This window comes from Leptolyngbya subtilissima AS-A7 (assembly GCF_039962255.1).
Lineage (GTDB): Bacteria > Cyanobacteriota > Cyanobacteriia > Phormidesmidales > Phormidesmidaceae > Nodosilinea.
Window position 1 is genome coordinate 623,098 of sequence record NZ_JAMPKY010000001.1, and the last position, 21,747, is coordinate 644,844.

Here is a 21,747-nt window from a genome sequence, read left to right on the forward strand (position 1 = left end):
CCCGGGCGCGGGCTCACCTCAAATCGGGTTTAGAGGCGTCGGAGCCCCCTCGTTCCACCGCTAAAGCGAGAGCATGCGCTCGAGTTTAGGAATAGTTAAGGGCAAGTCGATATAGGCATCGGCGCTGGCTAAGCCGCCAGCCGCCCCATCCTCCGGCAGCAGAATAACCACTTTGATCGGCTGGGGCACCAGCGGCGGCTTCAACTGCTGCAAGTGATTCTCCAGGGCTGGGTTGCAGGCTTCGCGATCGCCCACGAGTAGCAGGTGGGGCTGGTGCTCTTTGAGGTGCTGGTGTACCTCAGCCCAGCTGCGACAGCCGCTAACCTGCCAGCCGCAGGCCCTAACGTAGGCCATCAACGCCCGATGGTGATCAAGGTCAGTGTCTACTACCACTAGGCGCTGGCCGCCCGTGCCCACCGGCACTGGTCTCACCGCCCGCACATCGGCAAGCGAACTACCCTCTGGCCCATGCAGTGGCAGAGAGATCACAAAGCAGCTGCCCTGGCCGACCGACGATGTCACCCGCAGATGGCCACCGTGGAGCTGGGCCAGCTGTCGAGTTAGCGCTAGCCCCAGGCCAGCGCCCTCGTATTGCCGATCTAGGCCGCGATCGATCTGAGTAAACGGCTGAAAAATCTGCTCCAGCTGGTCCGCCGGAATACCAATGCCCGTGTCCTCAACCTCAAACTCCACCAGGGCCTCGCGGCTATGGACCGTCAGAGTAACTCGGCCCTGGGCCGTAAACTTAATTGCATTAGAGAGCAGGTTGAGCAGCATCTGCCGCAGGCGACGCTCGTCGGCAATGCAGGTCGTTGGCCCTAGATCGGCCACCTGGTAGGTCAGCACCAGCCCCTTTTCGGCGGCGCGAGGCTGCATCATTGCCAGGCAGGCCTGACAGAGTTCTGTCAGCGACACCTGCGACAATCGCAGGTACTCTTGGCCCGCCTCCACCTTAGAGAGATCGAGAATGTCGCTGATGATCGCCAGTAGGTGTTCGCCGCTGCCGTGAATATAGTCCAGGTATTCCGCCTGTTTAGGATTAAGCGAGCCCACCACTTGCCGCGATAGCAGCGCTGACAGTCCTAAGATTGAATTGAGCGGAGTGCGCAGCTCATGGCTAATCATCGCCAAAAAACGGCTTTTAGCCTGGCTAGCAGCCTCTGCCGCTCGACGCTGTGCCTCTAGGGCCTGAGTGCGATGGGTCTGGCGAGCCATATCGAGCCTGCCCTGCTCGCGGCTGGTGTCTCGCTGCTTTAGCACCTGCTTCAGCTGCTCAAAGGCAGCGTCATCTCGGCAAAAGGGCCGCAGGTCTTCTAGGTCGTTGGCGGTCATAGGGTCATGGTAGGGCAGGCAAGCAAAGGCGTGGATGGCGGTGAATCCGGCCTGTAGCCAGATACTTCCCAATTAAACCCCACCTGGCTGGGGCCACAACAGCCTGAAAACATTATTTAGAGCGCCACAAATTAGGCGTAGAACTGGAGAGAAGTAGTTAGCCGAAGTGCTGAAATCCCTGATTAAAGCTGAGCACCTTTGGGGTAGCCCCGTCGCTGGGCCACAGCTCAACCTCAGCCGCTCCCGTCGTCTCACCCACGATCGCACAGCCATTCCCCAATGCTGCCTGTAAGGCCTCAGCCTGGGGCCAGGGCAAACACAGTACCAGCTCAAAGTCTTCGCCGCCGTAGAGGCACCAGTCGAGGGCCTGCGATCGCCCCACCCAATCGACTAACGCCTCATCCAAAGGAAGATCGCTCTCGCGCAGGACGGCTCCGACCACGCTGGCCTGGCACAGCTGCAGCACTGCATTGGCCAGTCCATCGCTGGAGTCCATAACGGCGATCGCTCCGGCGTCTGCGCTGGCCCCCAACACCTGCCAGAGGGCGGCGATCGCATCCAGCCGGGGCTGGGGTCTTTGGTGGGCAGCAATCCAGCGATCGCGATCGGCCTGGGCCACCTCAGTTCCCCGATCGGGATGCAGCAATAGCTCTAGCCCTGCCCGCGACAGACCGTGGTAGCCCGTCACCACAATCGCCTGCCCCGCTTGGGCCTTACTGCGGTACAGCGCCCGCTGGGGAGCAACGCTGCCCAGGGCGGTAATGGCCACGCTGACGGCGTCGGCCCGGCACAGATCGCCACCGAGCACCACCCCACCCCAGCGGTTTAGGCAGTCTGCCATCCCCTGATAAAGCCCCTCTACCCACGCTAGGGGCGTATGCCCCGGCAGGCTCAGGCCCACGGTAATGCCCTCGGGGGTAGCGCCCATCGCCGCCAAGTCTGACAGATTGGCGGCCACGGCTCGCCAGCCTACATCGGCGGGGGCAGTGGTGCGATCGCTAAAATGCACTCCCTCTACTAGCACATCGGTAGTCACCACTAGGTGCCGCCCCGCAGGCAGGGCCACTACCGCTCCGTCGTCACCAATCATGTCCCCAGGGCAGTAGCGAAACAGCCGCTTCAGCAGCCCCAGCTCCCCTAATTCAGCAATGGTTTGCGGATGTTCCATACAGATGTTCCCCGGTGAGCCTAGTCCTGCGCCCAGGGGAACGCAGCAGGTATCGGAATCTTCCTACCGCCTACCCATCCACCTGCCCACGTTTGACGACAAATTCTAGGAAGGCTGGACTAGATTCTCTGCCCCAGACACCACCCGAATCGACTCAATGCGATCGCCCTGGGTCATCTGGTCAAGCGCCTCTTTGTTCTCCACCACGTAGCCAAACACCGAGTAGCGACCATCGAGCAGGTTGAGACCTGCTGGGGTCATCTCCGGCTCAAACAAAAAGAAGAAAAACTGCGATGACGCGCCGTTGGGGTCATCGTTGGGGCGGGCCATACCCAGGGTGCCAAAGGCTGAGAAGGGCAGCACTGGTGCGTCTAGAAAGCGGCCCAGCTCTTCTAGGGTGTTGCCGTAGATCGGCTCGTCGTCGCCCTTCACCAAAATTTCTAGCGGGATTGCCCGGTAGGCCTTAGTTTTGGGGTCAATAAAGCCATCCTCAGAGCCATCTGGATCGCCGGTTTGTAGCACGTAGTTGTCTTCGGCACGGGTAAACTCCATGCCGTCATAGAAGCCCCGCTGCACCAGATCGACAAAGTTGCCGCCGGTCACTGGAGCGCTGTAGCCGTCGATCACCGCCTGCATAGTGCCTTTGTTGGTGGTGATTTCTACTGTGGCTCGCCCCTTGAGCTGGGGCAGGTTGCTGTACTTCTCCGGCACCTCAAAGGGAAAGGCCTTTACCATCAGCTCTTCAATACGGCTGACATCGTCGAGCATGGCCGACCGCTTGTCCTGCACGGTGGCGCGATCGCGCTGCTCCACCGCCTCCTTGAGGGGCACTAGCTGAGCCTGAATATCGTCGAGGTAGGAAATCGCCGCCGCCCGCTTGCCGTCGGGCACTGCTGCCAGCATCGCTTCGCGGCCGCGGACCAACACCCGCTCCAGCTTGGTCAGGTCTTTGGCCATAGGCCCCCAGCGCTTGCTCCGCAGCCACTCTGACAGGCCCTCTAGGGTGGCCTGCACCGTGCGAATGTCGGAGTTGTCGATGGGCAGTGAGTAGCGCAGCAGGGCACGACTGTCGGTAATGGCATTGCCCGGCGGCAGGTAGGCCACCAGTGGCCCGGCAGGTAATGCCAGGGCTGGAGATAGAGAGCCCAGCCACACCCCCACCACTACAGCTAATCCCCATCCCAGCCGCACCAAGGTGGCCCAGCCTAAACTCTGCTGTTGATTCATTGCGTGCATATCCTTGGCCATAACTCCTTGCTCCGCCCCAGGCGGCCGTTCACCACGTAGCGCACTGCGCCCCTAACAATCTTGTCATACTCTGGCGGCCCCTAGGCTGCAACTCAAGCCCCCAGTCCCCAGTCCAAATAGCCGCGGCAGCAACGCTGAGTCTTTGCTGGTTAAGGCTAAATCCTTCGGGAAATGGCCGCAGGGGGGTAAAATGAATTGCCAAACTTAACGACTGTCCCCGTAGCCAGCGCCATGATCTCCAGCAACGACTTTCGCACCGGTACCTCCATTGAGCTAGACGGTTCCGTCTGGCGTGTAGTCGAGTTTCTCCACGTCAAACCCGGCAAGGGCTCTGCCTTCGTGCGCACCAAGCTTAAAAACGTCAAAACCGGCAACACCGTTGACAAGACCTTTCGGGCTGGTGAAACCGTACCCCAGGCGGTAATCGAAAAGAGAGATATGCAGCACACCTACAGGGAGGGCGAAGACCTGGTGTTCATGGATATGGAGACCTACGAGGAGGTCCGCCTCACCACCAATGAAATCGGTCCTCAGGTGAAATACCTCAAGGAAGAGATGAGCGTCAGCGTCGTCAGCTGGAACGGGCAAATCTTGGAAGTTGAGCTGCCCAACTCCATCGTGCTTGAGGTCACCCAAACCGACCCTGGCGTCAAGGGCGACACCGCTACCGGGGGTACCAAGCCTGCCATTCTCGAAACCGGTGCCCAGGTGATGGTGCCGCTGTTTATTTCGATCGGTGAGCGCATCAAAGTAGATACCCGCACCGACGCTTACCTAGGTCGCGAATAAGGTTTTACTGGCTTGACGCCTGCGGCCCATGCCGCTGACTAAGCCTAGCCCATTACCCCTATAAGACCGTATGAGACTTACGCCGTGGAACTAAGCGTCACCGATCTAAGAGAGTTAGTCACCGCCCTGAGCCAGAGCGACATTGTGGAGCTCACCCTCAAAAGTTCAGATTTTGAGCTCACCCTCCGCAAGCCGGGGGCCATGGTGTCGGCGGTTGCACCGGCCCCTGTCACTCCCCGTGTAGACGCCGTCGCTCCCGCTGCCCCTCCAGTAACCGAGCCGGTGTCGGCAGCGCCCGCCGCCGTCCCTGCCGCTCCACCGGGCAAGGGCAGCGATCTGCTGCCCATCAGTTCCCCCATGGTGGGTACCTTCTACCGATCGCCTGCCCCCGAGGAACCAGCTTTTGTGGGCGTGGGCGATCGCATTACCAGCGGGCAAACCGTCTGTATCATCGAAGCCATGAAGCTGATGAATGAGCTAGAGGCCGAAATCAGCGGCGAAATCGTCGAGATTTTAGTAGAAAATGCCCAGCCTGTGGAGTTTGGTCAAACCCTGATGCTGGTACGCCCCGTCTAAAGTTTTGCCCCCTAAGCCCAGGCCTCTATGTCTATGACCGTTGACCAGCGCATCATTGTGCCCCTGGACGTGTCCTCAGCCTCAGCCGCCCTGGACTTGGTGGATGCCCTGCCCGAGGTGAGCTTTTGGAAGGTGGGTCTGGAGCTGTTTGTCAGCACCGGGCCAAGCCTGATTCAGGAGCTTAAGGCGCGGCAAAAGCGCATTTTTCTCGACCTCAAGTTCCACGATATTCCCAACACCATGGCCGGAGCCTGTATGGCAGCGGGGCGCTATGGGGTGGACCTGCTGACCATTCACGCGGCGGCGGGCCAGGAGGCCATGGAGGCCGCTCAGCAGGCTGCGATCGCCGGAGCTGAGGCCGTCGGCGTAGAGCCACCTCTGGTGCTGGCTGTTACCCTACTGACCAGCATTGACCCTCAAACTCTGGCAGTTGAGCTAAAAATTCCCCTGGACTCAAATAGCTACGCGCTGCAAATGGCTCTGCTCGCTAGAGACAGTGGCCTGAAAGGCGTGGTCTGCTCGCCCCAGGAGGCTAGCCAGCTGCGGCGGTTTTTGCCCGCCGACTTTGCCCTGGTGTGCCCCGGGGTACGCCCTACCTGGGCCAGCAGCCAGGACCAGCGCCGCACCATGACCCCAGTGCAAGCCCTCAATGCCGGGGCCACCTACCTGGTGATTGGCCGCCCGATCACCGCCGACCCCGACCCCGCTGCCGCCTTTGCGCGCATCTGCGAAGAATGTTCCACTGCGATCGCTCCCTAGTCCGCCAAGCGGCTCTAGCGGCGGGCACTGTAATGCTGCTGGCGTTGGGTGGAGATCTTCAAGCTCAGGAGCCGCCTGAGCCTGAGCTCAACTATTTGCGACCCGCTGAACCCTGCCCGAGCGATCCCCAAGTGCTCGCCACCCAACTTTTGGCCGACCTACCCAGCTATGCTAACCGGGTGTCTAGCCGCAACCTAGATCTATCTACTAACCCCATCCAACCTGTAACTACTATCTTGGTGGCCAGTGCCCCTGACTTTACCCCTCTAGATTTGTCCCAGCTATCGCCCACAGGGGTAACGAGCGAAGGTGAAGCCGACACAGATTTGCAGCAGGTGTTTTTTACCACCCTAGAGCGGCAGTACTGGCAAGGGCGACCGACATCCCTGCAACATTACCACTGGCTGTTTCTCGCCCCAACCCAGGAGGGTTGGCACATGGCCCTGCTGTTTTCTAGCCTGGGCCCCTATTCAAATAGTGGACCCTTAGGCTCCAGCAGTCGCCCTCCCACCCCGCCCCAGGAGAGCAGCGACGGCATTGTGGGTCAGGCGGTGAGGCTTTGGCTACGCGACTGTCGGGCTGAGGCAGTGTTTCCAACCGATGCTGAGGTCGAAAGCGTTTCCCCAGACCCATCGACAAATCCGTAGAGGGTGTCGCGCTGGCGGGCTGGGCGGCCTAGGCTAGCGATCGCCCCACGCAGTTCCGCCACCGTCATGCAGGTTCCCCCCTGGGCTCCGGCCATGGTGGTGATGTGCTCTTCCATCAGAGTGCCGCCGATGTCGTTGCAGCCCCAGGTCAACGCCTCAGTAGCACCGCTCAGCCCGAGTTTTACCCAGCTGGGCTGATGGTTGACAATCCAGTTACCCAAGTAAATGCGGGCTACTGCCATCAGCAGCAGCGCATCGGACAGCACTGGCTGGTCGTGCCCCACTCGGCGGCGCAGGGGCTTAGGGGCCTCCTGGCCCACAAAGGGCAGCACAATAAATTCAGTGATCGCCGCAGAATAGCCCGCCTCTAAAGACTGGCGCTGGAGCTGACGCAGCTTTTCTAGGTGAATGATTTGCTGAACGGGGGTTTCAATGTGACCCGACAGCATGGTGCTGGTGGTGGGTAGCCCCATCTCATGGGCCAGCCCCACAATCTCCAGCCAGGTGGCGCTGTCGATTTTCTCGGGGCACAGCACCCGCCGCACCTCATCGTCGAGCACCTCCGCCGCCGTTCCCGGCAGTGACCCCACTCCAGCATCCTTAAAGGCCAGCAGCACGTCGCGATAGCTCAGCCCGTCCTGGCGGGCGATGAACTGCACCTCCTGGGGCGAGAAGGCATGCAGGTGCAGGGCCGGGAACGAGCCCTTGATGGTGTCCACCAGCTTCAGGTAGTAGTTCAGGGAGCGGCCGTTGATTTTGGCGTCAGGGTTCAACCCGCCCTGCATACAGATTTCTGTAGCTCCTACAGCAACGGCCTCGGTGGTTTTTTCGAGCATGGGGGCAACGTCGAGCCAGTAAGCCCCCTCCGCTTCGGCATCGCGACGAAAGGCACAGAAGCTACAGTGTTGCTCACAGATATTGGTGAAGTTAATGTTGCGGTTGACCACATAGGTGACGGTCTCACCCACCTGCCGCTGGCGTAGGATGTCAGCCGTGTCGCGAATCGCCGCCAGGGCCGCAGGATCCTGCGGCTGCAAAAGCGCTACACCCTCAGTCGGGGTAATATCGCCACCAGCCAATGCCTTAGCGAGAATCTGCTCAATTTCCATAGCTGCCAGCATCCACCGTTACAACATCACTTCTTTATTGTGGCGATGGACTGGGTTTCTAGCAGGCAAATTTATTTCGCCATCAAAAAGCCCGTGTTTCCAAGGCTGGAAACACGGGCTTTTTGCCTAAAGCTGACAACTGATTAGCCTTGGGCGACAGGCTCTAGGGTTGGGGTGGCAGAAGCCTTGGCCAGCATGTCGCTCAGCAGGCACTGGTCGCTAACGCTGCGATCGAGGGCGGTCTCCAGGGTATAGCGAGGGGTCCAGTTTAGCGTTGTCTTAGCCTTGGCGTTGGTGTAACGAAAGGGCTTTAGTCGCGCATCCAGGCTGGCGGGAATCAGCAGACCCGGCAGGCGCGCCTTGCCCTTGAGCAATTGCTGATTCACGAACCAGGCCAAACTGGAGACGCTGCGCATCATACCCCAGGGCATGGGGATGACCTGGGGTGGGTTTTCGGTACGCTTCACCAGGGCTTTGGTGAATTGGCGGCGGGTGGGCAAATTGTCGTCTACCACGTTGATCACTTCGCCAGCGGCGGCAGCACTGCCCACCGACAGCACAATGGCCTCGGCGCAGTTTTCGACATAGGTGACAGGAATTAGGGCATTAGGGCCAATGAGCAGCCATTTGGAACCAAAATCGGCCCCGTGGCAAGCGTTCCATAGCGCTTCGCGCCCGTAGATCATGCCGGGACGAATTAGGGTAACGGTAGCACCGTTGGCGGCGCCCCATTCGCGCATCAGGTCTTCTTGAATCAGCTTAGTTTGGGCGTAGGCGTCACGATACTCGGGTTCAGACTCGATAGGAAAGGCTTCGTCAATCACCCGATTAGCCGCAGGATTGAAGTAGTCATACACCGAGAAGGTGCTGGTGGCCACCAACTTTTTCACAGCGGCGGTGGTCATAGCACCCAGCAGGTTTTCGGTGGTGAGCACGGTGCCCGCAAAGCGATCGTAGAAATCGCCGCCCTTCACCGCCGCCATGTGAATGACGCAGTTAACGTCGCTGAGGGCTTCGGCAATGCCCCGGCCCTGGCGCAGGTCGAGGCGCACCAGCTCCACCGCCGGGTGGTCAGCCCAGGCCAGACTTGAGGCATCGGCGGCGGGGCGCACCACAGCCTTAACGGTGTAGCCCTGTCGTACCGCCTCAGCCACCACGTACTTGCCTAAAAATCCCGATGCTCCAGTAATAAACAGCTTCATACGCGGTTCTCCTCTGCAAGTAGGGTTTCGATTAGTCGGTTGGTTTTGTCCATATCTTCAAAGCTCACCGGCATGGGCCGATTGTGAAGAATGGCAGCATAGGTCTGGTCGAGCAAGCGGTGCAGGCCCTCGTAAGGGGTGCGCTGCATGACTTTGTTGCGGAAGTTTTTGACGCTGGAACCCATCAAGTCCCACCCGTTGACGAAGTGGTTGATCAGCGGTGACAGTTGCTCACCCCCGGCCCGAGGAATCACGGTGCGTAGGTAGGGCTGAAACAGGTCGGTTTCGGCGTAGCCTCGGCTACCTCTGACGAATAGAGTAAAACACTCAGGTTTGGTGTAGCAGGTAAACCGCAGGCGGGCGTGCTGCTGGCCGTTGAGCAAAATGGCATCAAGGTCATCGTACTTAAATAGATCGCCGCCCCCGTGGTTGCTCCAAGCTGCTGCGACTCGGTCTACCTCGGGCATAAACCGCAGCAGCAGATAGGCCATGTGGGTAATGACGTCGTGCACGACTCCAGCGGGCAGCTTGTGTACAGGGTTGGGCAAGTTGCGATCGGCAAATCGCCCACCTGCCTCGCGGTAGCCTAGGGCAACACGCACTTCGACCTCTTGCACCTCGCCTAGAGCACCGTCTTTGACCATCTCCTCAATTTTGAGAATGGCTTCGTTAAACCGGTAGTTGTGGTTTTCGATCAGGTACAGGTTTTTCTCTTGAGCCAAATGCCAGAGGGTTTTGAAATCCTCATAGGTGGGCGTAATTGGCTTTTCGCAGATCACGTGAGCTTGGGCATTGAGGCAGTCAGTAACTAACTTTTGGTGAGTGTTCGGCGGGGTCAAGATGTGAACCACGTCAGGCTTGGTTTCCGCCAGCATGGCCTGGTAATCGGTGAAGGCTTGGCCAGCATGAAATGTCTCAGCGGCGTACTTAGCGGCGGCGGCAGATAGATCGCACACCCCGACTAGCTCGCTGTGGTCAGAACTATCTAAAAAGCTCAAATGTTGTTTGGAAATAACGCCGGTACCAATGACCGCAGCCTTTAGAGATTTACCCATTGAAGATACCTGTAGCAAGCCAGCTAAAACTAATCATAGAGATGTATCTAGACGGACAATTGAGCTACGCAAGGCTGAGTTTTACCCACCCCTAACTGGTGTACAGGCTATACGGCTGAACCAACAACGTGGGAAAAGCAAGAAATATTGCCAAGAAATTCAAATCTGTAGTTACACCGTAAAGTTTTTGCAAACTGCCGTACATACAAACTGAAGCTCGGTTGCCCCACCCCCAAGAGAGAAACTGGCGATGCGTCTGGTTATCGGCAACCTGCTCTGGAAGGTGCAGCAGAGGCAAGTTCAAAATCAGCGACTTTCTTCCCACGAGGCTGCGCCGAACCCTGTCCCACTGCTAGAAAAATGGGTCAATATTGGGTATTCGTCTACTGCGATCGCGTCCCTACGGTTAAGGCTATGGTTTTTTGTGGTTTGGCCAGAGGCTATAGGTCTGGGGCGGCCGTCCAGAGGCTAGGGCGCTGGGGTGGTCTGACGGGCATTTGGTTGGTAATTGCGATCGCCCCAGCGATCGCCCAGACTCCACCAGCGGCCTTACCCGATCGCCTCCCAGGTTCTAGCTTGAGGCTAGAATCCGAGAGCCTAGACAATGTCTTTAATGACTACCGCCTGGGGCCTGGAGACGGCATTTTTGTCAGCGTGCAGCGGTTTCCCGACCTGAGCTTTCCGGCCACCCTCGATATTCAGGGCAACGTGGTGCTGCCCCTAGCCGGCACCCTCAACCTCACCGGGCTCACCCTAGAAGAGGCTCGCGAAACAATTTTCGACCTCTACAACCAATACGTGGTCAATCCCGATGTATCGGTGATTCTCACCACCCAGCGCCCAGTGGAGGTGACTGTGGTAGGCGAGGTACCCCGTCCAGGGTTTTACCCCTTGCAGGCTCCGCAACTATCGGTGGCGCTGCTGACAGCGGGGGGCTCTACTACCCTTGCAGATCTGCGGCTAGTGCAAGTGGATCGGCCACTAGAGGGCGGTGACGTACTGTCGCGCACCATAGATTTGTTCACCCCCCTCCTTCAAGGTGAGCCCATTCCGCAGGTGCGGCTCCAGGATGGCGATGTGGTCACGGTGCCCCGTCTGGCCCCGGAGGACGTGGAGAGCTACGATCGCGCCCTAGTGGCCAGCTCAACCTTGGCCCGGCCTGAGATCACCATCCGAGTGCTCAACCGAGCCGCAGGGGCGCGGGGCGGAGAAGCCCGCTTTGGCGCCATTAATCTGCGCAACGGCAGCCGCTTTTTAGACGCGCTGGCCGTGGCAGGGGTTAACCCGGATGTAGCTGCCTACAACCGCATTGCCGTGCTGCGATTTAACCCCGAAACCGGCTCGGCCGATACGATTACGGTCAATGCGACGGCGGCGGTAAATGGCGATTTGAGCCAGAACATTCCCCTTCAGGAAAACGACATTCTGGTGGTTGACCGCAACCTGCTAGCGCGGGTCAGTTATGCTCTCAATACCTTTACTCAGCCCTTTCGCGATGTCCTGGGCTTTTTGCTCTTTTTTGACTCACTGACCGATTCAGCAGACTCGTTATTTAGACCCTAGGGTCTTGGACCCTGAAAACGGCAATGGTTTCTCCTTTTGTTAAGCGCTATCTGCTGGCCCTAGACCGCTACAAGTGGCCTAGTTTGGCAACCCTGCTGGGGACTTTGGGTATTTCGGCGGTGGTGGCCGTGCAGCCGCCGCCGCCGCCGCTGTACCGGGCCGAGGGGGTGCTGGTGCAAAATGCGCCAGTTGTTGCTCTAACCACCACCGGAACTGAGGTGCAGCAGCGGGGTCAGGGCATTATTTCGGAGGAATTCCTGCTGGCCGACGTGCTGCTTCAGCAGGTGTCCCAGGAATTGGAGCGGCGGGGGATTTCGATGGATCCTGAAACCCTGCGCTACCGCACCACGGTCAAGCTAGAGGGAGAGGAAAACGTGGTGCAGCGGGTCACAGTCACCTTTCGCGGGGCCGACGAAGAGCAGACCCAGCTCACCCTCAGCCTGCTGTTTGAGGCCATGGTGGAGCTGAGCCGAGTAACCAACCGGGCCAGAATTGGGGCTATCGTGACGGCGTTAGACGAGCGTCTGCCCGCTGTGGAGGCTGACCTCCGGGCTGCCGAACAGGCCCTCGAAGCCTACGATCGCACCGAAGGCCCAGCTATCCAAGCAGCTCTTGACGGCAGTCTATTAGGGGCGATCTCGGGCGGGCAGCAGCAGCAGCGCCAGAACCAACTCGCCCTGGCGGGGCTCGACTCCCAAATCCAAAGCCTCCAGCAGCAGCTGGGGCTGACGCCAGGGCAGGCATTTACCGCCTCGGCCTTGAGCGCTGACCCAATTATTGCCCAGCTGCGATCGCAGATTTTAGAGAGCGAAACCCAGCTCAAGCTGCTGTCGGCCACCCTGCGCGAGTCGCACCCCACCATTCAAGATCTGCGCCAGAATCTGACCGCCTACAACGCCCTGTTAGCCGAGCGCGCCCAGGAGGTGATTGGGGGCCAAGACTTAGCCGCCCTGCCCAGCGTTAGCGAAGTGCGCCAAAACAGCACCCTCGATCCGGCTCGCGCCGCCCTGGCCAACCAGCTGGTGACCCTCAGCGCCCAGCGAGCCGCCCTGGCCAGCCAGCAGCAGGTGCTCAGCCAGAGCGATGGCCAACTGCGCCAGCAGTACTCCAGCCTGCCCAACAAGCAACTAGAGCGCAACCGTCTCGCCCAGCAGGTCGCCCTCAACCAGGCCCTCTACGACCAGATTCAAGCCAAACGTATTGATGCCCAGGCCGCCGAGGCCGAGACCGCCAGCAGCCTCACCGTCGCCCAACCACCCACCACGACGCTCCAGGCCGACCCACCCACCAGCCCCGTCGTGGTTATGGCCGTGGGCGGCTTACTAGGGATTGTTGCCGCCGGAGCCGTGGCCTTTTTGCTCGATCTGCTCGACAGTACCGCCCGCACCCCCGAAGACCTCCAAGGCATTCTTACCGATCAAGATGTGCCGGTGCTGGGGCTAGTCCCGGCTCTGGCAGCTACCTCCTCCCAGGGCTGGCCGATTCTCTACCAGCCCCAAACTCCCGACCTTGAAATCTACGAGCGACTGCGCAGCAGCCTGCGGCGGGCCGGCAGCCTGTCTGAGGCTGGGGCACCCCCACGGGTGGTGCTAGTAGTCAGCAGCCGGTCGGGGGAAGGTAAAACCACCAGCGCCTTTAACCTAGGCATTGCCGCCGCCCGCGCCGGACGCCGGACCCTGATTGTCGAAGCCGACCTGCGCCAGCCCTCTTGCGGTCAACGGCTAGGAGTCAAGCTCAACCCAGCCGCCATCTCTGAACCGCTGCACTACTATGCTGGGCGGCAGCAGGAGCCAATTCAGCTCGCGCCCTGGGTTGAAAACCTGTACCTAACTTCTAGCCCGGGCCCCCAGCCCCACCCAGCAGCGATTTTAGAATCGAGCGAGATGGGGCAATTTTTGACCGATGCTCGCGCCCGATTTGACCTGGTGCTGATCGACGCGCCGCCCCTAGGCAACAGCAACGACGCCCTGCTCCTCGGGGCCGCCAGCGATGGGCTACTGCTAGTGACCCGCCCCGGCTACACCGACAAAGCAGTGCTAGAGGCTTTGTTAGAACAGTTGTTAGAAAATGAAGACCTGCCGCTGCTAGGTGCGATCGTTAATGCCGCCGATCGCACCACCACCCCGTCTGCCACCATTCCCCCAACCGATAGTGCCACCGTCACCCCCGCCCCCCAGCCCCTAATTCGCTCCATCGACTTTTAGCAGGGTAAGCCGATAGGGTAGGATCGTAGGCTGTAGCGTCTAGGAACGTTAAGGAGCGATCGCTTGCCTACCCTGGGAGTCAACATCGACCACATTGCCACGATTCGCCAGGCCCGTCGCACCGTTGAGCCCGACCCTGTGGCCGCAGCGGTGCTGGCCGAGCTAGCCGGTGCCGATGGCATCACCGTGCACCTGCGCGAAGATCGTCGCCACATGCAAGACCGCGACGTGCGCCTGCTGCGGCAGACTGTGCGCACCCACCTAAATTTGGAGATGGCTGCCACTGACGAAATGGTGGCGATCGCCCTCGACGTCAAACCCGACTACGTCACCTTGGTGCCCGAGCGGCGCGAGGAAGTCACCACCGAAGGCGGGTTAGATATCGCCGGCCAGACCGATCGGATGAAATCCGTAGTTAACACCCTTCAGAGCGCCGGCATTCCAGTCAGTCTATTTATCGACGCCGCCACCGACCAAATTGAGGCTTCAGCCCAGGTCGGTGCCCAGTTCATCGAGCTGCACACCGGGCCCTACGCCGAGGCCAAAGCAGAAGCCGACCTCCACCGCGAACTCGACATTCTCGCCCAGGGAACGGCCCAGGCGATCGCCCTCGGCCTGCGAGTCAACGCCGGCCACGGCCTCACCTACTGGAACACCACCCCCGTCGCCCGCATCCCCGGCATGGAAGAGCTCAATATCGGCCACAGCATCGTCAGCCGCGCTGTACTAGTGGGCCTAGAGCGCGCCGTCCGCGAGATGAAAGCGCTGATTTAGGGCGAGGGACAAGAAGTTTTGACTCTTCACCCCCTACCCATCCACCCCCTACCCCTTACCTATAAAGGAGACTCCCCATGACCACCTACTACTACGCCGTCGCCAGCCAAAAATTTCTGCTCGAAGAAGAACCCCTGGATGAAGTCCTCAAGGAGCGCCGCCGCTACTATCAGGAGCAAGAGCAGGAGGTGAATTTTTGGCTGGTCAAGTCCCCCGCTTTTTTAGATGCTCCCGAACTGGCCAGCATTAAAGCCCGCTGCCCCCAGCCCTCTGTAGCTCTAGTTTCCACCAGCAAGCAGTTCATTACCTGGGTCAAGCTGCGGTTTGATTATGTAGGCATTGGTGAGTTTGAGGCCCCCTCCGCTACCATTCCCGATCCCCTCGCATCTCTAGATGCCATAGCGTCCTAAGCTGAGGGCAGGCGCGATTGCGATCAAAACCTAGAATCTCTGCCCGCGATCGCTGCTTTAGGCTAGAATCGCTGGCAGATTACGGCGGTAACAAAGAGCAATGGTAAAGGGTTTGAAACGGAGCAGCGCACAGATATCGCTTAGTTGGATAACACTGCCCCGAGCGGGAAGCATTGCCCTAGGGTTATTGCTGGCACCGCTTGCGGGAGTGTGGACCGCTGCCCAGGCCCAGTTTCCGCCCTGCCCGCCCCCGTCTGCCAACGAGTATCTGCTGCTAGTCCGCAGCAACACCGAGGCCGAGCGCACGCGGGTACAAGACCTGCTGCCCTCCAACAGCACCGTCCTAGTTTGTGATTACCTCAACGACACCGTTGTGCGGGCCGGGGGGTTTACCAACCTAGAAAATGCTAATGCGTGGGCCCAGTACATGACGGAGGTAGAGGGCTTCCAGGCCTTTGTAGCCCGTCCGGCCACCACCGCGGCCCAGCCTGCACCTCCCACGGGTGGCACAACTCCGCCTGCGAACAGTGAGACTCCGCCCGCCAACAATACCCCACCCAGCGGTGGCACTCCGGCCACGGCTACTCCTCCAGCGACGACGCAGTCAGCGCCAACCGCCTACGCCCCTCAGCCGTTGGGAACGGGCTTTGCGGTGCTCGTGGACTACCAGTACCAGCCTGAGTCGGCGATCGCCATTCAGCGTCAGGTGGGTCAGGCTGTGGGCCTAGCGGTGCATCGCCAGCGCTCCTATCTACTCATCGCCCATAGCCCAGATGTGGCCGGAGCCGCCTCTACTCTGTCCGTGCTCACCAGTCTCAACATCGCCGGTTTTATCGTCGATAGCCAGGAAGTGGTAATGCTGACTCCAGCGGTGGCTCTCACCGCTCCTTGAGGCTTCCTTTTCAAGACGGAAATCTTGTAGGGGCATTGCAGTGCAATGCCCCTACAGATCGGGTGCAACCGAATGAGATTCGGCATCAGTAGGCAGGCGCGGCCAGACAAGAGATCATCGCTCCCAAAATTGACCCGGCAATCACCTGAAAAGGCGTGTGTCCTAGCAGTTCCTTCAGCCGATCTTCTCTAATCTCGGGCTTTTCTTGAAACAGCTCGTCAATGATTTGATTGAGCACTTTGGCCTGCTTGCCCGCCGCCTGACGCACTCCCGCCGCGTCATACATGACAATCACCGAAAACACGGCGGTGGCAGCAAATATTGGGCTTGCCCAGCCCAGAGTCTGGCCAATGCCGCCGGCTAGGGCCGTAACTAGAGCCGAGTGGGCGCTGGGCATGCCACCGGTTTCTACCATCACCCGCAGATTGAGCTTGCGATGGCGCACCAGCTCAATGACAGCCTTGAGCCCCTGGGCTGTAAAGCAGGCAATTAACGCCACCACGAGCACATGGTTGTTGAAGATGTCGCTAAAACTGTCCATCGGCGCAGGCAAACCTAGTAGGTACGGGCAACAATATAATCGGCGATCGCCAGCAGAGGTCGGTTCAGCTCCCCAAAGCCGGCCAAACTCTCCTTCGCCGCCTCAATCAGCTGGTTGGCCTGGCGACGCGATTCTTCAATGCCCCAGAGGCTGGGGTAGGTCACCTTCTGGGCAGTAATGTCTTTGCCGACCGACTTACCCAGGGTTTCAGACGTCGAGGTGATATCGAGAATATCGTCCACGATTTGAAAGGCCAGACCAATGCGCTGGGCGTACTGGCGTAGGTTGTCAATTGCCTCTTCGTCAGCCCCTGCCAGTATGGCCCCAGAGGTCACCGAAATTTCGAGCAGAGCCGCCGTTTTGTGGTTGTGAATGTAATTGAGGGTTTCCAACGTCACGTTGGGGTTGCCCTCGCTGGCCAAATCCACAACTTGACCGCCCACCAGACCTTCACCCCCTACCGCTTTACCTAGCCCGGCAACCACCCGCAGCACTCGCTCAGGAGAAGCCCCCTGGGTTTGGGTCGCCACATGTTCAAAGGCGTAGGTGAGCAGAGCATCGCCTGCTAGAATCGCCACGTCGTCGCCGTAGACCTTATGGTTGGTGAGCCGGCCCCGACGGTAGTCATCGTTATCCATTGACGGCAGGTCGTCGTGGATCAGCGACATGGTGTGAATCATCTCCAGGGCACAGGCCGTAGGCATGGCCATTGCTATAGTGCCGCCCACCAGTTCACAGGTGGCCAGGCAAAGAATGGGGCGCAGGCGCTTACCTCCAGCCAGCAGCGAATAGCGCATGGATTCGTAGAGGGTTTCGGGATAGCGCAGGGCCAGGGCCTGGTCGAGGGCGGCTTCTACCTGGGGGCGACGCTCTTTTAGGTAGGCTTCGAGGTCAAAGGGGCCAGCAGCAGCGGGTCTAGAATCGAGGGAGTTGGTTGGCACCATGGCGGCAGGCAGGTTGAAAGGCGACAAAATGAGTTTGAAACTGGATAAGTCCCGCGTCTACAGGCGGTTGCGGTAGCTGGTTACGGTGTTCTCAAGCAGCATGGCCACAGTCATTGGGCCAATGCCTCCCGGCACCGGAGTAATCGCCGAAGCCACCGGCTCTACCGAGGCAAAATCGACATCTCCCACCAGCCGAGCTGAGCCGTCGGGCTGCTCAACCCGGTTAATGCCCACGTCGATGACAACGCCGCCGGGCTTAACGTCAGCCGCTGTAATCATACCGGGACGGCCTACCGCCGCCACTAGAATATCAGCTTGCCGCATCACCGCGGCTAAATCGGGGGTGCGCGAATGAGCCATGGTCACGGTGGCGTTGGCCTCTAGCAGCATCAGGGCCATAGGCTTACCCACCAGAATGCTACGTCCCACCACCACGGCCGTGGCCCCAGCGGGGTCAATTTTAGCAGCCTCTAGCAGTCGCATCACGCCGTAGGGAGTGCAGCTGCGCAGGCCAGGTTCGCCGCGCACCAGCCGGCCTAAATTGATCGGGTGCAGGCCGTCGGCATCTTTGTCGGGGTCGATGGTGTGGAGCAGAGCCACGGCATCGAGGTGGTCAGGCAGGGGCAGCTGTACCAAAATACCGTCCACGTTGGGGTCGGCGTTGAGCTGCTGAATCAGGTCGGCCACCTCTTGCTGAGAGACGGTGGTGGGCAGGTGCTTACCGTAGGAGGCAATGCCCACGCGACTACAAGCCCGCTCTTTGTTGCGCACGTAGGCGGCGCTGGCGGGATTGTCACCCACCATAATCACCGCTAGCCCTGGGGGACGGCGCCCTTGGGCGATGAACGCCTGAACAGCGGTGGCCAGGTCGGTTTGAATTTGGGCCGCTAAGGCTTTGCCGTCGAGCAGTTGGGTCATGGCCGGGTGCGCTAACCTGTATCTCGGGAACGATCGCAGTTGAAACCCTAAGGCAAACTTTGCCCAGGTTGAGGATTCGACGCCTTCTCAGTGTCTCAGATTTTGATCCTCTAAACGTCTGCGATCGCCGCTCAGCGCCTTAAAAAGCTTCTATGGACTACTTAAAGCGTCAGTTTACCTACTATGGAGCGATTGGGTTGGCCCTGGTGGTCGTCACCAGCTGCGGGGCCAGCGTCGATGCCGGGGTGGGCTATTCCCTGCGCGATCGCCTCAGCACCTGGCCCGGCCTCGCCTGGCTTGACCCCGTTACCCCCATAGGCGAAGCCAGCCAGAGCCAAAGCGATATGGTTTATTTAGCTGGCACCGTCGGTCGCCATTTGCCCCTGGTGGGCCAGGGACTGTACGAGCTGGTGGATGACTCGGGCTCCATTTGGGTGCTCAGCGCTGCGGCCCCGCCTCCCCAGGGAGAGCCCATCACCCTGCGGGCCACCATTCGGTATGAGCAAGTTTTGCTGCGCGGCCAAGATATTGGCGAGTACTACGCTGAAGAGTTAGAGCGCCTACCTCAGGAATCTCGATGAAAACTACAGTAACGGCCCGATAGCGTTCTTCTCCGTTGTGGGGCCTGGAAAATGGTAGTCTCTTAGAAATGCTGTGTATAGTCATTCACACTGGTAGGAGAGGATTAGGGTAAATGAAACAACTGGTTGGCCTACTCGTTGCGCTGGCAGTGCTGTTTGGTTGGGTAAGCAGCCCCGCTGTAGCGCAGCCCATCTCTGGGGCAGACCTTCTGAGCGCCCCCTTTGAGGCCACGGCCTGGCTGGCAGAATCACCGCAGAACGCGGTAGACGCCAAGCTCAAGACAGAGTACGGGGCTAAATTAGACCTCAACAACGCCAACGTACAGGGCTTTAGAAAGTTTCCTGGACTGTACCCCACCCTGGCGCGCAAGATTCTACTCAATGCTCCCTACGAGAGCGTTGATGACGTGCTCGACCTGCCGGGTCTGAGCGAGCCTCAGCTTGAGATTCTGCGCAAGAACCTGGATAACTTCACGGTTACTGTGCCTGACTCCGCGTTTGTAGAAGGTGGCGATCGCTTCAACAACGGCGTTTACAAGTAGGCAGCGGGCCATCCCTCTATTTGGCTTAGCTGCCCCCCTTAGTAGCCCTGGTTGGTCAGGTTGGCCCAAGGTCAACGCTGGTTAGCCAGGGTTTTTAGCACCTTACTATTTGAATCATTCTTGGGAGTCGTCTTTGACCCAGCCTGATTTATCGCTGCCTGCGCCGTCCAATCACCCTCCTAACCAGCATTTCGACGTGCTAGTGATTGGGGGAGGTGCTGCCGGGCTTTACTCGGCGCTATCGATTCCGCCCCAGTGGCGCATTGGCCTGGTGACCAAAGATACGCTGTCAATTTCCGCCAGCGATTGGGCCCAGGGGGGTATTGCTGCCGCCATTGGCGTAGACGATGCCGTCTCGCTTCACGTAGCTGACACCTTGGTAGCCGGAGCCGGACTGTGTGATCCTCAATCTGTAGAGCACCTGGCTAGTAAGGCTGCTCCCTGTATTCAGCGCCTGGTGGATCTAGGGGTCGCCTTCGATCGCACCGAGGGCCAGCTGGCCATGACCCTAGAGGCCGCCCACTCGCGCCGCCGCGTGCTCCACGCTGCCGACACTACTGGGCGGGCGATCGTGTCGATTCTGGCCGAGGCGGTGCTCCAGCGGCCCAACATTACCGTGTTTGAAAGCGCCTTCGCTCTCGATCTATGGATGGTTGAAGGCCGCTGCCGTGGCGCATTGGTAGCCCATAGTCAGCAGCTTCAGTGGCTGTCGGCTCAGGCCACGGTGCTAGCTACAGGTGGCGGTGGCCAGGTCTATGCCCAAACGACTAATCCTACCGCCAGCACGGGTGATGGCGTGGCTATGGCCTGGCGGGCTGGAGCCCAGCTGCGCGATCTAGAATTTGTGCAGTTTCACCCCACATCCCTGGCGGAACCGGGGGCACCGCCCTTCTTAATCAGCGAAGCGGTGCGGGGAGAGGGTGCGCATTTAGTCGATCGCCAGGGCTACCGCTTTGCCTTCGACTATCATCCCGACGGCGAGCTGGCTCCGCGCGATGTGGTCAGCCGCGCCATTTTTCACCACCTGCAAAAGACCGGTGACAACCGCGTCTGGCTTGACATGCGGCCCATACCGCCCGATCGCTTGCAGTACCGTTTCCCCAACATTTTGCAGGTGTGCCGCACCTGGGGCATCGACCCCCTCACTGACCCCGTGCCGGTTTCCCCCGCCGCGCACTACTGGATGGGCGGCATCACGACGGATCTTCGCAGCCAAACCACTATTCCAAGCCTTTATGCCGTGGGCGAAAACGCCAGCACCGGGGTCCACGGCGCCAACCGTCTAGCCAGTAACTCTCTGCTGGAATGCCTAGTCTACGGCGCCGAACTGGCCAACCTGCCCCTGCAGGCGGACAGCAAGGTTGATCTTAGCGCCGCCTCAGCAACCTCAGCCCTAGATGAGGCCGCCTTGTGGTCCCAAGACACCGCCGAAGACGCCCTGCTAACGCTTCATCAACAGCGCGAGCAGCTAACCCAGCTGATGTGGGATGCGGCCGCCATCAGCCGCGAGCAGGTGCGGCTGGAGGAGGCGATCGCCGCTCTGAGCCAGTGGCGCACCGAGTGGCAACAGCACCCGTGGCAATCTCTGCACCAGCTGTCGCCCGGCCAGGCCTACTCCTTACCTGACATCGACTGGCCGTTGGTGCGAGCCTGGGGTGAACTGGGCAACCTCTACGACATCGCCTGGCTAATTCTCAACAGCGCCGCCTTTCGCACCGAGAGCCGGGGCGGCCACTTTCGCCAAGACTATCCTCAACCCAGCCCTCAGTGGCAGGTGCATACAGTGGTCGAGAGCGATCGCTGGTATACCTCTTCTCCTGTGGACCAGTAGATGGGTAAGTGGGGAAGCCAGTTTTGAGTGCTTAGTTTTGAGTTTTGAATTTCTGATGTGGGGAAAACATTCAAAACTCAAAACTAACTGGGTTTTACCCACCGCTCCACTACCGCCGCTTCCGCTTCTTGGATCGCTTCCGCTTGCCCTTAGACGCTGAGGATATCCAGTCGGCTACATAGTGGCTCAGGGCCCCGAGTTCTAACCCCACCACTAGGGCCAGCCACCAGGGCCAGTAGGTAACTAATCCCCAGCTGAGCCCGTTGATCAGGTCCTCCCAAGAAAGGGCGGTGCGCTGGGCGCTGTTGAGCAGATTGACGAGCAGCAGCCCGCCCATGCTTACCCATAGCGACAGGTAGAGCACCCGCACCACGGTGCCAATAATCGGCCCGTGGGACCAGTGCGATCGGTGGCGAATGCGGCTCCGGTAGGGGAGCCAGATCCACCGCAGCCAGCCCCAACGTTTGTATTGCACTGAGTGAATATCGAGATCGGGGCCCAGCATCCAGCCGCCTAGCAAAAATCCTAGACAGACCACTGCGGTTAGCTGGCCGCTGAGGGTGACGCGAAAGGCAGCCAACACCACCAGGGGTAAGGCCCAAAGAGTAATGCGATCGTGAGTGCGACCTGAGGACATGGCACAGATGTACCAAGATTTGGCC

At 59.7% G+C, this 21,747-nt stretch carries 22 protein-coding genes; 12 read left to right on the forward strand and 10 right to left on the reverse strand.

Going from position 1 to position 21,747, the window contains the following annotated elements; translation table 11 throughout:
• Window positions 1–60: 60 nt before the first annotated feature.
• The 3 genes from NC979_RS02825 to NC979_RS02835 form a co-directional block, all read right to left on the reverse strand.
• A complete protein-coding gene (locus tag NC979_RS02825) occupies window positions 61–1,404 on the reverse strand; it encodes a sensor histidine kinase (RefSeq protein WP_190523539.1) in 1,344 nt (447 codons plus the stop codon).
• 85 nt (window positions 1,405–1,489) lie between these two features.
• Window positions 1,490–2,500 (reverse strand): thiamine-phosphate kinase, encoded by a 1,011-nt coding sequence (gene thiL / locus NC979_RS02830; protein WP_190523541.1) that lies wholly within the window; start codon window positions 2,498–2,500, stop codon window positions 1,490–1,492.
• 105 nt (window positions 2,501–2,605) lie between these two features.
• Window positions 2,606–3,727: a peptidylprolyl isomerase gene (locus NC979_RS02835; RefSeq protein WP_242024181.1), complete on the reverse strand. Its 1,122-nt coding sequence runs from the start codon at window positions 3,725–3,727 to the stop codon at window positions 2,606–2,608.
• A gap of 252 nt (window positions 3,728–3,979) precedes the next feature.
• Between NC979_RS02835 and efp the strand changes: the two genes are divergently transcribed.
• From efp to NC979_RS02855, 4 genes are all read left to right on the forward strand, one after another.
• The gene (gene efp / locus NC979_RS02840; RefSeq protein ID WP_190524486.1) at window positions 3,980–4,537 is read left to right on the forward strand and encodes an elongation factor P; all 558 of its coding nucleotides are present in this window, start codon (window positions 3,980–3,982) and stop codon (window positions 4,535–4,537) included.
• Between the two features lie 84 nt (window positions 4,538–4,621).
• Entirely contained in the window at window positions 4,622–5,113 is a 492-nt protein-coding gene (gene accB / locus NC979_RS02845; RefSeq protein ID WP_190523544.1) for an acetyl-CoA carboxylase biotin carboxyl carrier protein, read from the forward strand.
• A gap of 27 nt (window positions 5,114–5,140) precedes the next feature.
• Complete coding sequence (gene pyrF / locus NC979_RS02850; protein WP_431191008.1) at window positions 5,141–5,872, forward strand: orotidine-5'-phosphate decarboxylase; 732 nt, start codon at window positions 5,141–5,143, stop codon at window positions 5,870–5,872.
• Window positions 5,848–6,519 carry a hypothetical protein gene (locus NC979_RS02855; protein ID WP_190523547.1) on the forward strand — a complete coding sequence of 224 codons (672 nt, stop codon included), beginning with the start codon at window positions 5,848–5,850 and terminating at the stop codon, window positions 6,517–6,519. The genes pyrF and NC979_RS02855 overlap by 25 nt, the downstream gene beginning before the upstream one ends.
• Here the strand turns inward: NC979_RS02855 and cofH are convergent.
• The 3 genes from cofH to NC979_RS02870 all read right to left on the reverse strand — a co-directional run bounded on the left by cofH (window position 6,417) and on the right by NC979_RS02870 (window position 9,885).
• On the reverse strand, window positions 6,417–7,628 hold the full coding sequence (gene cofH / locus NC979_RS02860) for a 7,8-didemethyl-8-hydroxy-5-deazariboflavin synthase subunit CofH (RefSeq protein ID WP_199309010.1): 1,212 nt from the start codon (window positions 7,626–7,628) through the stop codon (window positions 6,417–6,419). The genes NC979_RS02855 and cofH overlap by 103 nt on opposite strands.
• A gap of 143 nt (window positions 7,629–7,771) precedes the next feature.
• Window positions 7,772–8,830: an NAD-dependent epimerase/dehydratase family protein gene (locus NC979_RS02865; protein ID WP_190523551.1), complete on the reverse strand. Its 1,059-nt coding sequence runs from the start codon at window positions 8,828–8,830 to the stop codon at window positions 7,772–7,774.
• The gene (locus NC979_RS02870; RefSeq protein ID WP_190523553.1) at window positions 8,827–9,885 is read right to left on the reverse strand and encodes a Gfo/Idh/MocA family protein; all 1,059 of its coding nucleotides are present in this window, start codon (window positions 9,883–9,885) and stop codon (window positions 8,827–8,829) included. Before NC979_RS02870 ends, NC979_RS02865 begins: the two co-directional genes overlap by 4 nt.
• Window positions 9,886–10,245: 360 nt before the next feature.
• Here NC979_RS02870 and NC979_RS02875 point away from each other — a divergent pair, with 360 nt between their 5' ends.
• The 5 genes from NC979_RS02875 to NC979_RS02895 all read left to right on the forward strand — a co-directional run bounded on the left by NC979_RS02875 (window position 10,246) and on the right by NC979_RS02895 (window position 15,728).
• On the forward strand, window positions 10,246–11,448 hold the full coding sequence (locus NC979_RS02875) for a polysaccharide biosynthesis/export family protein (RefSeq protein WP_242024182.1): 1,203 nt from the start codon (window positions 10,246–10,248) through the stop codon (window positions 11,446–11,448).
• Window positions 11,449–11,471: 23 nt separating this feature from the next.
• Window positions 11,472–13,652: a GumC family protein gene (locus NC979_RS02880; RefSeq protein WP_190523555.1), complete on the forward strand. Its 2,181-nt coding sequence runs from the start codon at window positions 11,472–11,474 to the stop codon at window positions 13,650–13,652.
• Window positions 13,653–13,715: 63 nt separating this feature from the next.
• Window positions 13,716–14,426 (forward strand): pyridoxine 5'-phosphate synthase, encoded by a 711-nt coding sequence (locus tag NC979_RS02885; RefSeq protein ID WP_190523558.1) that lies wholly within the window; start codon window positions 13,716–13,718, stop codon window positions 14,424–14,426.
• Between the two features lie 77 nt (window positions 14,427–14,503).
• Window positions 14,504–14,836 (forward strand): MgPME-cyclase complex family protein, encoded by a 333-nt coding sequence (locus tag NC979_RS02890; protein WP_190523560.1) that lies wholly within the window; start codon window positions 14,504–14,506, stop codon window positions 14,834–14,836.
• A gap of 187 nt (window positions 14,837–15,023) precedes the next feature.
• Window positions 15,024–15,728: a hypothetical protein gene (locus NC979_RS02895; protein ID WP_190523561.1), complete on the forward strand. Its 705-nt coding sequence runs from the start codon at window positions 15,024–15,026 to the stop codon at window positions 15,726–15,728.
• 85 nt (window positions 15,729–15,813) lie between these two features.
• Here NC979_RS02895 and NC979_RS02900 read toward each other — a convergent pair whose 3' ends face one another.
• From NC979_RS02900 to folD, 3 genes are read right to left on the reverse strand one after another with little or no spacing between them, the layout of a single operon-like run.
• Window positions 15,814–16,269 carry a divergent PAP2 family protein gene (locus NC979_RS02900; protein ID WP_190523563.1) on the reverse strand — a complete coding sequence of 152 codons (456 nt, stop codon included), beginning with the start codon at window positions 16,267–16,269 and terminating at the stop codon, window positions 15,814–15,816.
• Between the two features lie 14 nt (window positions 16,270–16,283).
• Window positions 16,284–17,213: a geranylgeranyl diphosphate synthase CrtE gene (gene crtE / locus NC979_RS02905; RefSeq protein WP_190523565.1), complete on the reverse strand. Its 930-nt coding sequence runs from the start codon at window positions 17,211–17,213 to the stop codon at window positions 16,284–16,286.
• Between the two features lie 57 nt (window positions 17,214–17,270).
• The gene (folD, locus tag NC979_RS02910) at window positions 17,271–18,131 is read right to left on the reverse strand and encodes a bifunctional methylenetetrahydrofolate dehydrogenase/methenyltetrahydrofolate cyclohydrolase FolD (protein WP_190523567.1); all 861 of its coding nucleotides are present in this window, start codon (window positions 18,129–18,131) and stop codon (window positions 17,271–17,273) included.
• A 152-nt stretch (window positions 18,132–18,283) separates the two neighbouring features.
• Between folD and NC979_RS02915 the strand changes: the two genes are divergently transcribed.
• From NC979_RS02915 to nadB, 3 genes are all read left to right on the forward strand, one after another.
• Window positions 18,284–18,712 carry a hypothetical protein gene (locus NC979_RS02915; RefSeq protein ID WP_190523569.1) on the forward strand — a complete coding sequence of 143 codons (429 nt, stop codon included), beginning with the start codon at window positions 18,284–18,286 and terminating at the stop codon, window positions 18,710–18,712.
• Window positions 18,713–18,825: 113 nt separating this feature from the next.
• On the forward strand, window positions 18,826–19,254 hold the full coding sequence (gene psbU / locus NC979_RS02920) for a photosystem II complex extrinsic protein PsbU (RefSeq protein ID WP_073608376.1): 429 nt from the start codon (window positions 18,826–18,828) through the stop codon (window positions 19,252–19,254).
• 133 nt (window positions 19,255–19,387) lie between these two features.
• A complete protein-coding gene (nadB, locus tag NC979_RS02925) occupies window positions 19,388–21,085 on the forward strand; it encodes an L-aspartate oxidase (RefSeq protein ID WP_242024183.1) in 1,698 nt (565 codons plus the stop codon).
• Between the two features lie 109 nt (window positions 21,086–21,194).
• Here nadB and NC979_RS02930 read toward each other — a convergent pair whose 3' ends face one another.
• Window positions 21,195–21,722: a metal-binding protein gene (locus tag NC979_RS02930; RefSeq protein ID WP_190523571.1), complete on the reverse strand. Its 528-nt coding sequence runs from the start codon at window positions 21,720–21,722 to the stop codon at window positions 21,195–21,197.
• Window positions 21,723–21,747 lie beyond the last annotated feature (25 nt).

Bases quoted from the DNA above. Each gene is read 5' to 3' on its own strand.
- folD (WP_190523567.1), bottom strand. From the start codon at position 18,131: ATGACCCAACTGCTCGACGGCAAAGCCTTAGCGGCCCAAATTCAAACC.
- NC979_RS02870 (WP_190523553.1), bottom strand. From the start codon at position 9,885: ATGGGTAAATCTCTAAAGGCTGCGGTCATTGGTACCGGCGTTATTTCC.
- NC979_RS02930 (WP_190523571.1), bottom strand. From the start codon at position 21,722: ATGTCCTCAGGTCGCACTCACGATCGCATTACTCTTTGGGCCTTACCC.
- NC979_RS02835 (WP_242024181.1), bottom strand. From the start codon at position 3,727: ATGAATCAACAGCAGAGTTTAGGCTGGGCCACCTTGGTGCGGCTGGGA.
- NC979_RS02880 (WP_190523555.1), top strand. From the start codon at position 11,472: ATGGTTTCTCCTTTTGTTAAGCGCTATCTGCTGGCCCTAGACCGCTAC.
- NC979_RS02855 (WP_190523547.1), top strand. From the start codon at position 5,848: ATGTTCCACTGCGATCGCTCCCTAGTCCGCCAAGCGGCTCTAGCGGCG.
- cofH (WP_199309010.1), bottom strand. From the start codon at position 7,628: ATGGAAATTGAGCAGATTCTCGCTAAGGCATTGGCTGGTGGCGATATT.
- NC979_RS02890 (WP_190523560.1), top strand. From the start codon at position 14,504: ATGACCACCTACTACTACGCCGTCGCCAGCCAAAAATTTCTGCTCGAA.
- efp (WP_190524486.1), top strand. From the start codon at position 3,980: ATGATCTCCAGCAACGACTTTCGCACCGGTACCTCCATTGAGCTAGAC.
- NC979_RS02865 (WP_190523551.1), bottom strand. From the start codon at position 8,830: ATGAAGCTGTTTATTACTGGAGCATCGGGATTTTTAGGCAAGTACGTG.
- psbU (WP_073608376.1), top strand. From the start codon at position 18,826: ATGAAACAACTGGTTGGCCTACTCGTTGCGCTGGCAGTGCTGTTTGGT.
- NC979_RS02915 (WP_190523569.1), top strand. From the start codon at position 18,284: ATGGACTACTTAAAGCGTCAGTTTACCTACTATGGAGCGATTGGGTTG.
- NC979_RS02875 (WP_242024182.1), top strand. From the start codon at position 10,246: ATGGGTCAATATTGGGTATTCGTCTACTGCGATCGCGTCCCTACGGTT.
- thiL (WP_190523541.1), bottom strand. From the start codon at position 2,500: ATGGAACATCCGCAAACCATTGCTGAATTAGGGGAGCTGGGGCTGCTG.
- crtE (WP_190523565.1), bottom strand. From the start codon at position 17,213: ATGGTGCCAACCAACTCCCTCGATTCTAGACCCGCTGCTGCTGGCCCC.
- pyrF (WP_431191008.1), top strand. From the start codon at position 5,141: ATGTCTATGACCGTTGACCAGCGCATCATTGTGCCCCTGGACGTGTCC.
- NC979_RS02900 (WP_190523563.1), bottom strand. From the start codon at position 16,269: ATGGACAGTTTTAGCGACATCTTCAACAACCATGTGCTCGTGGTGGCG.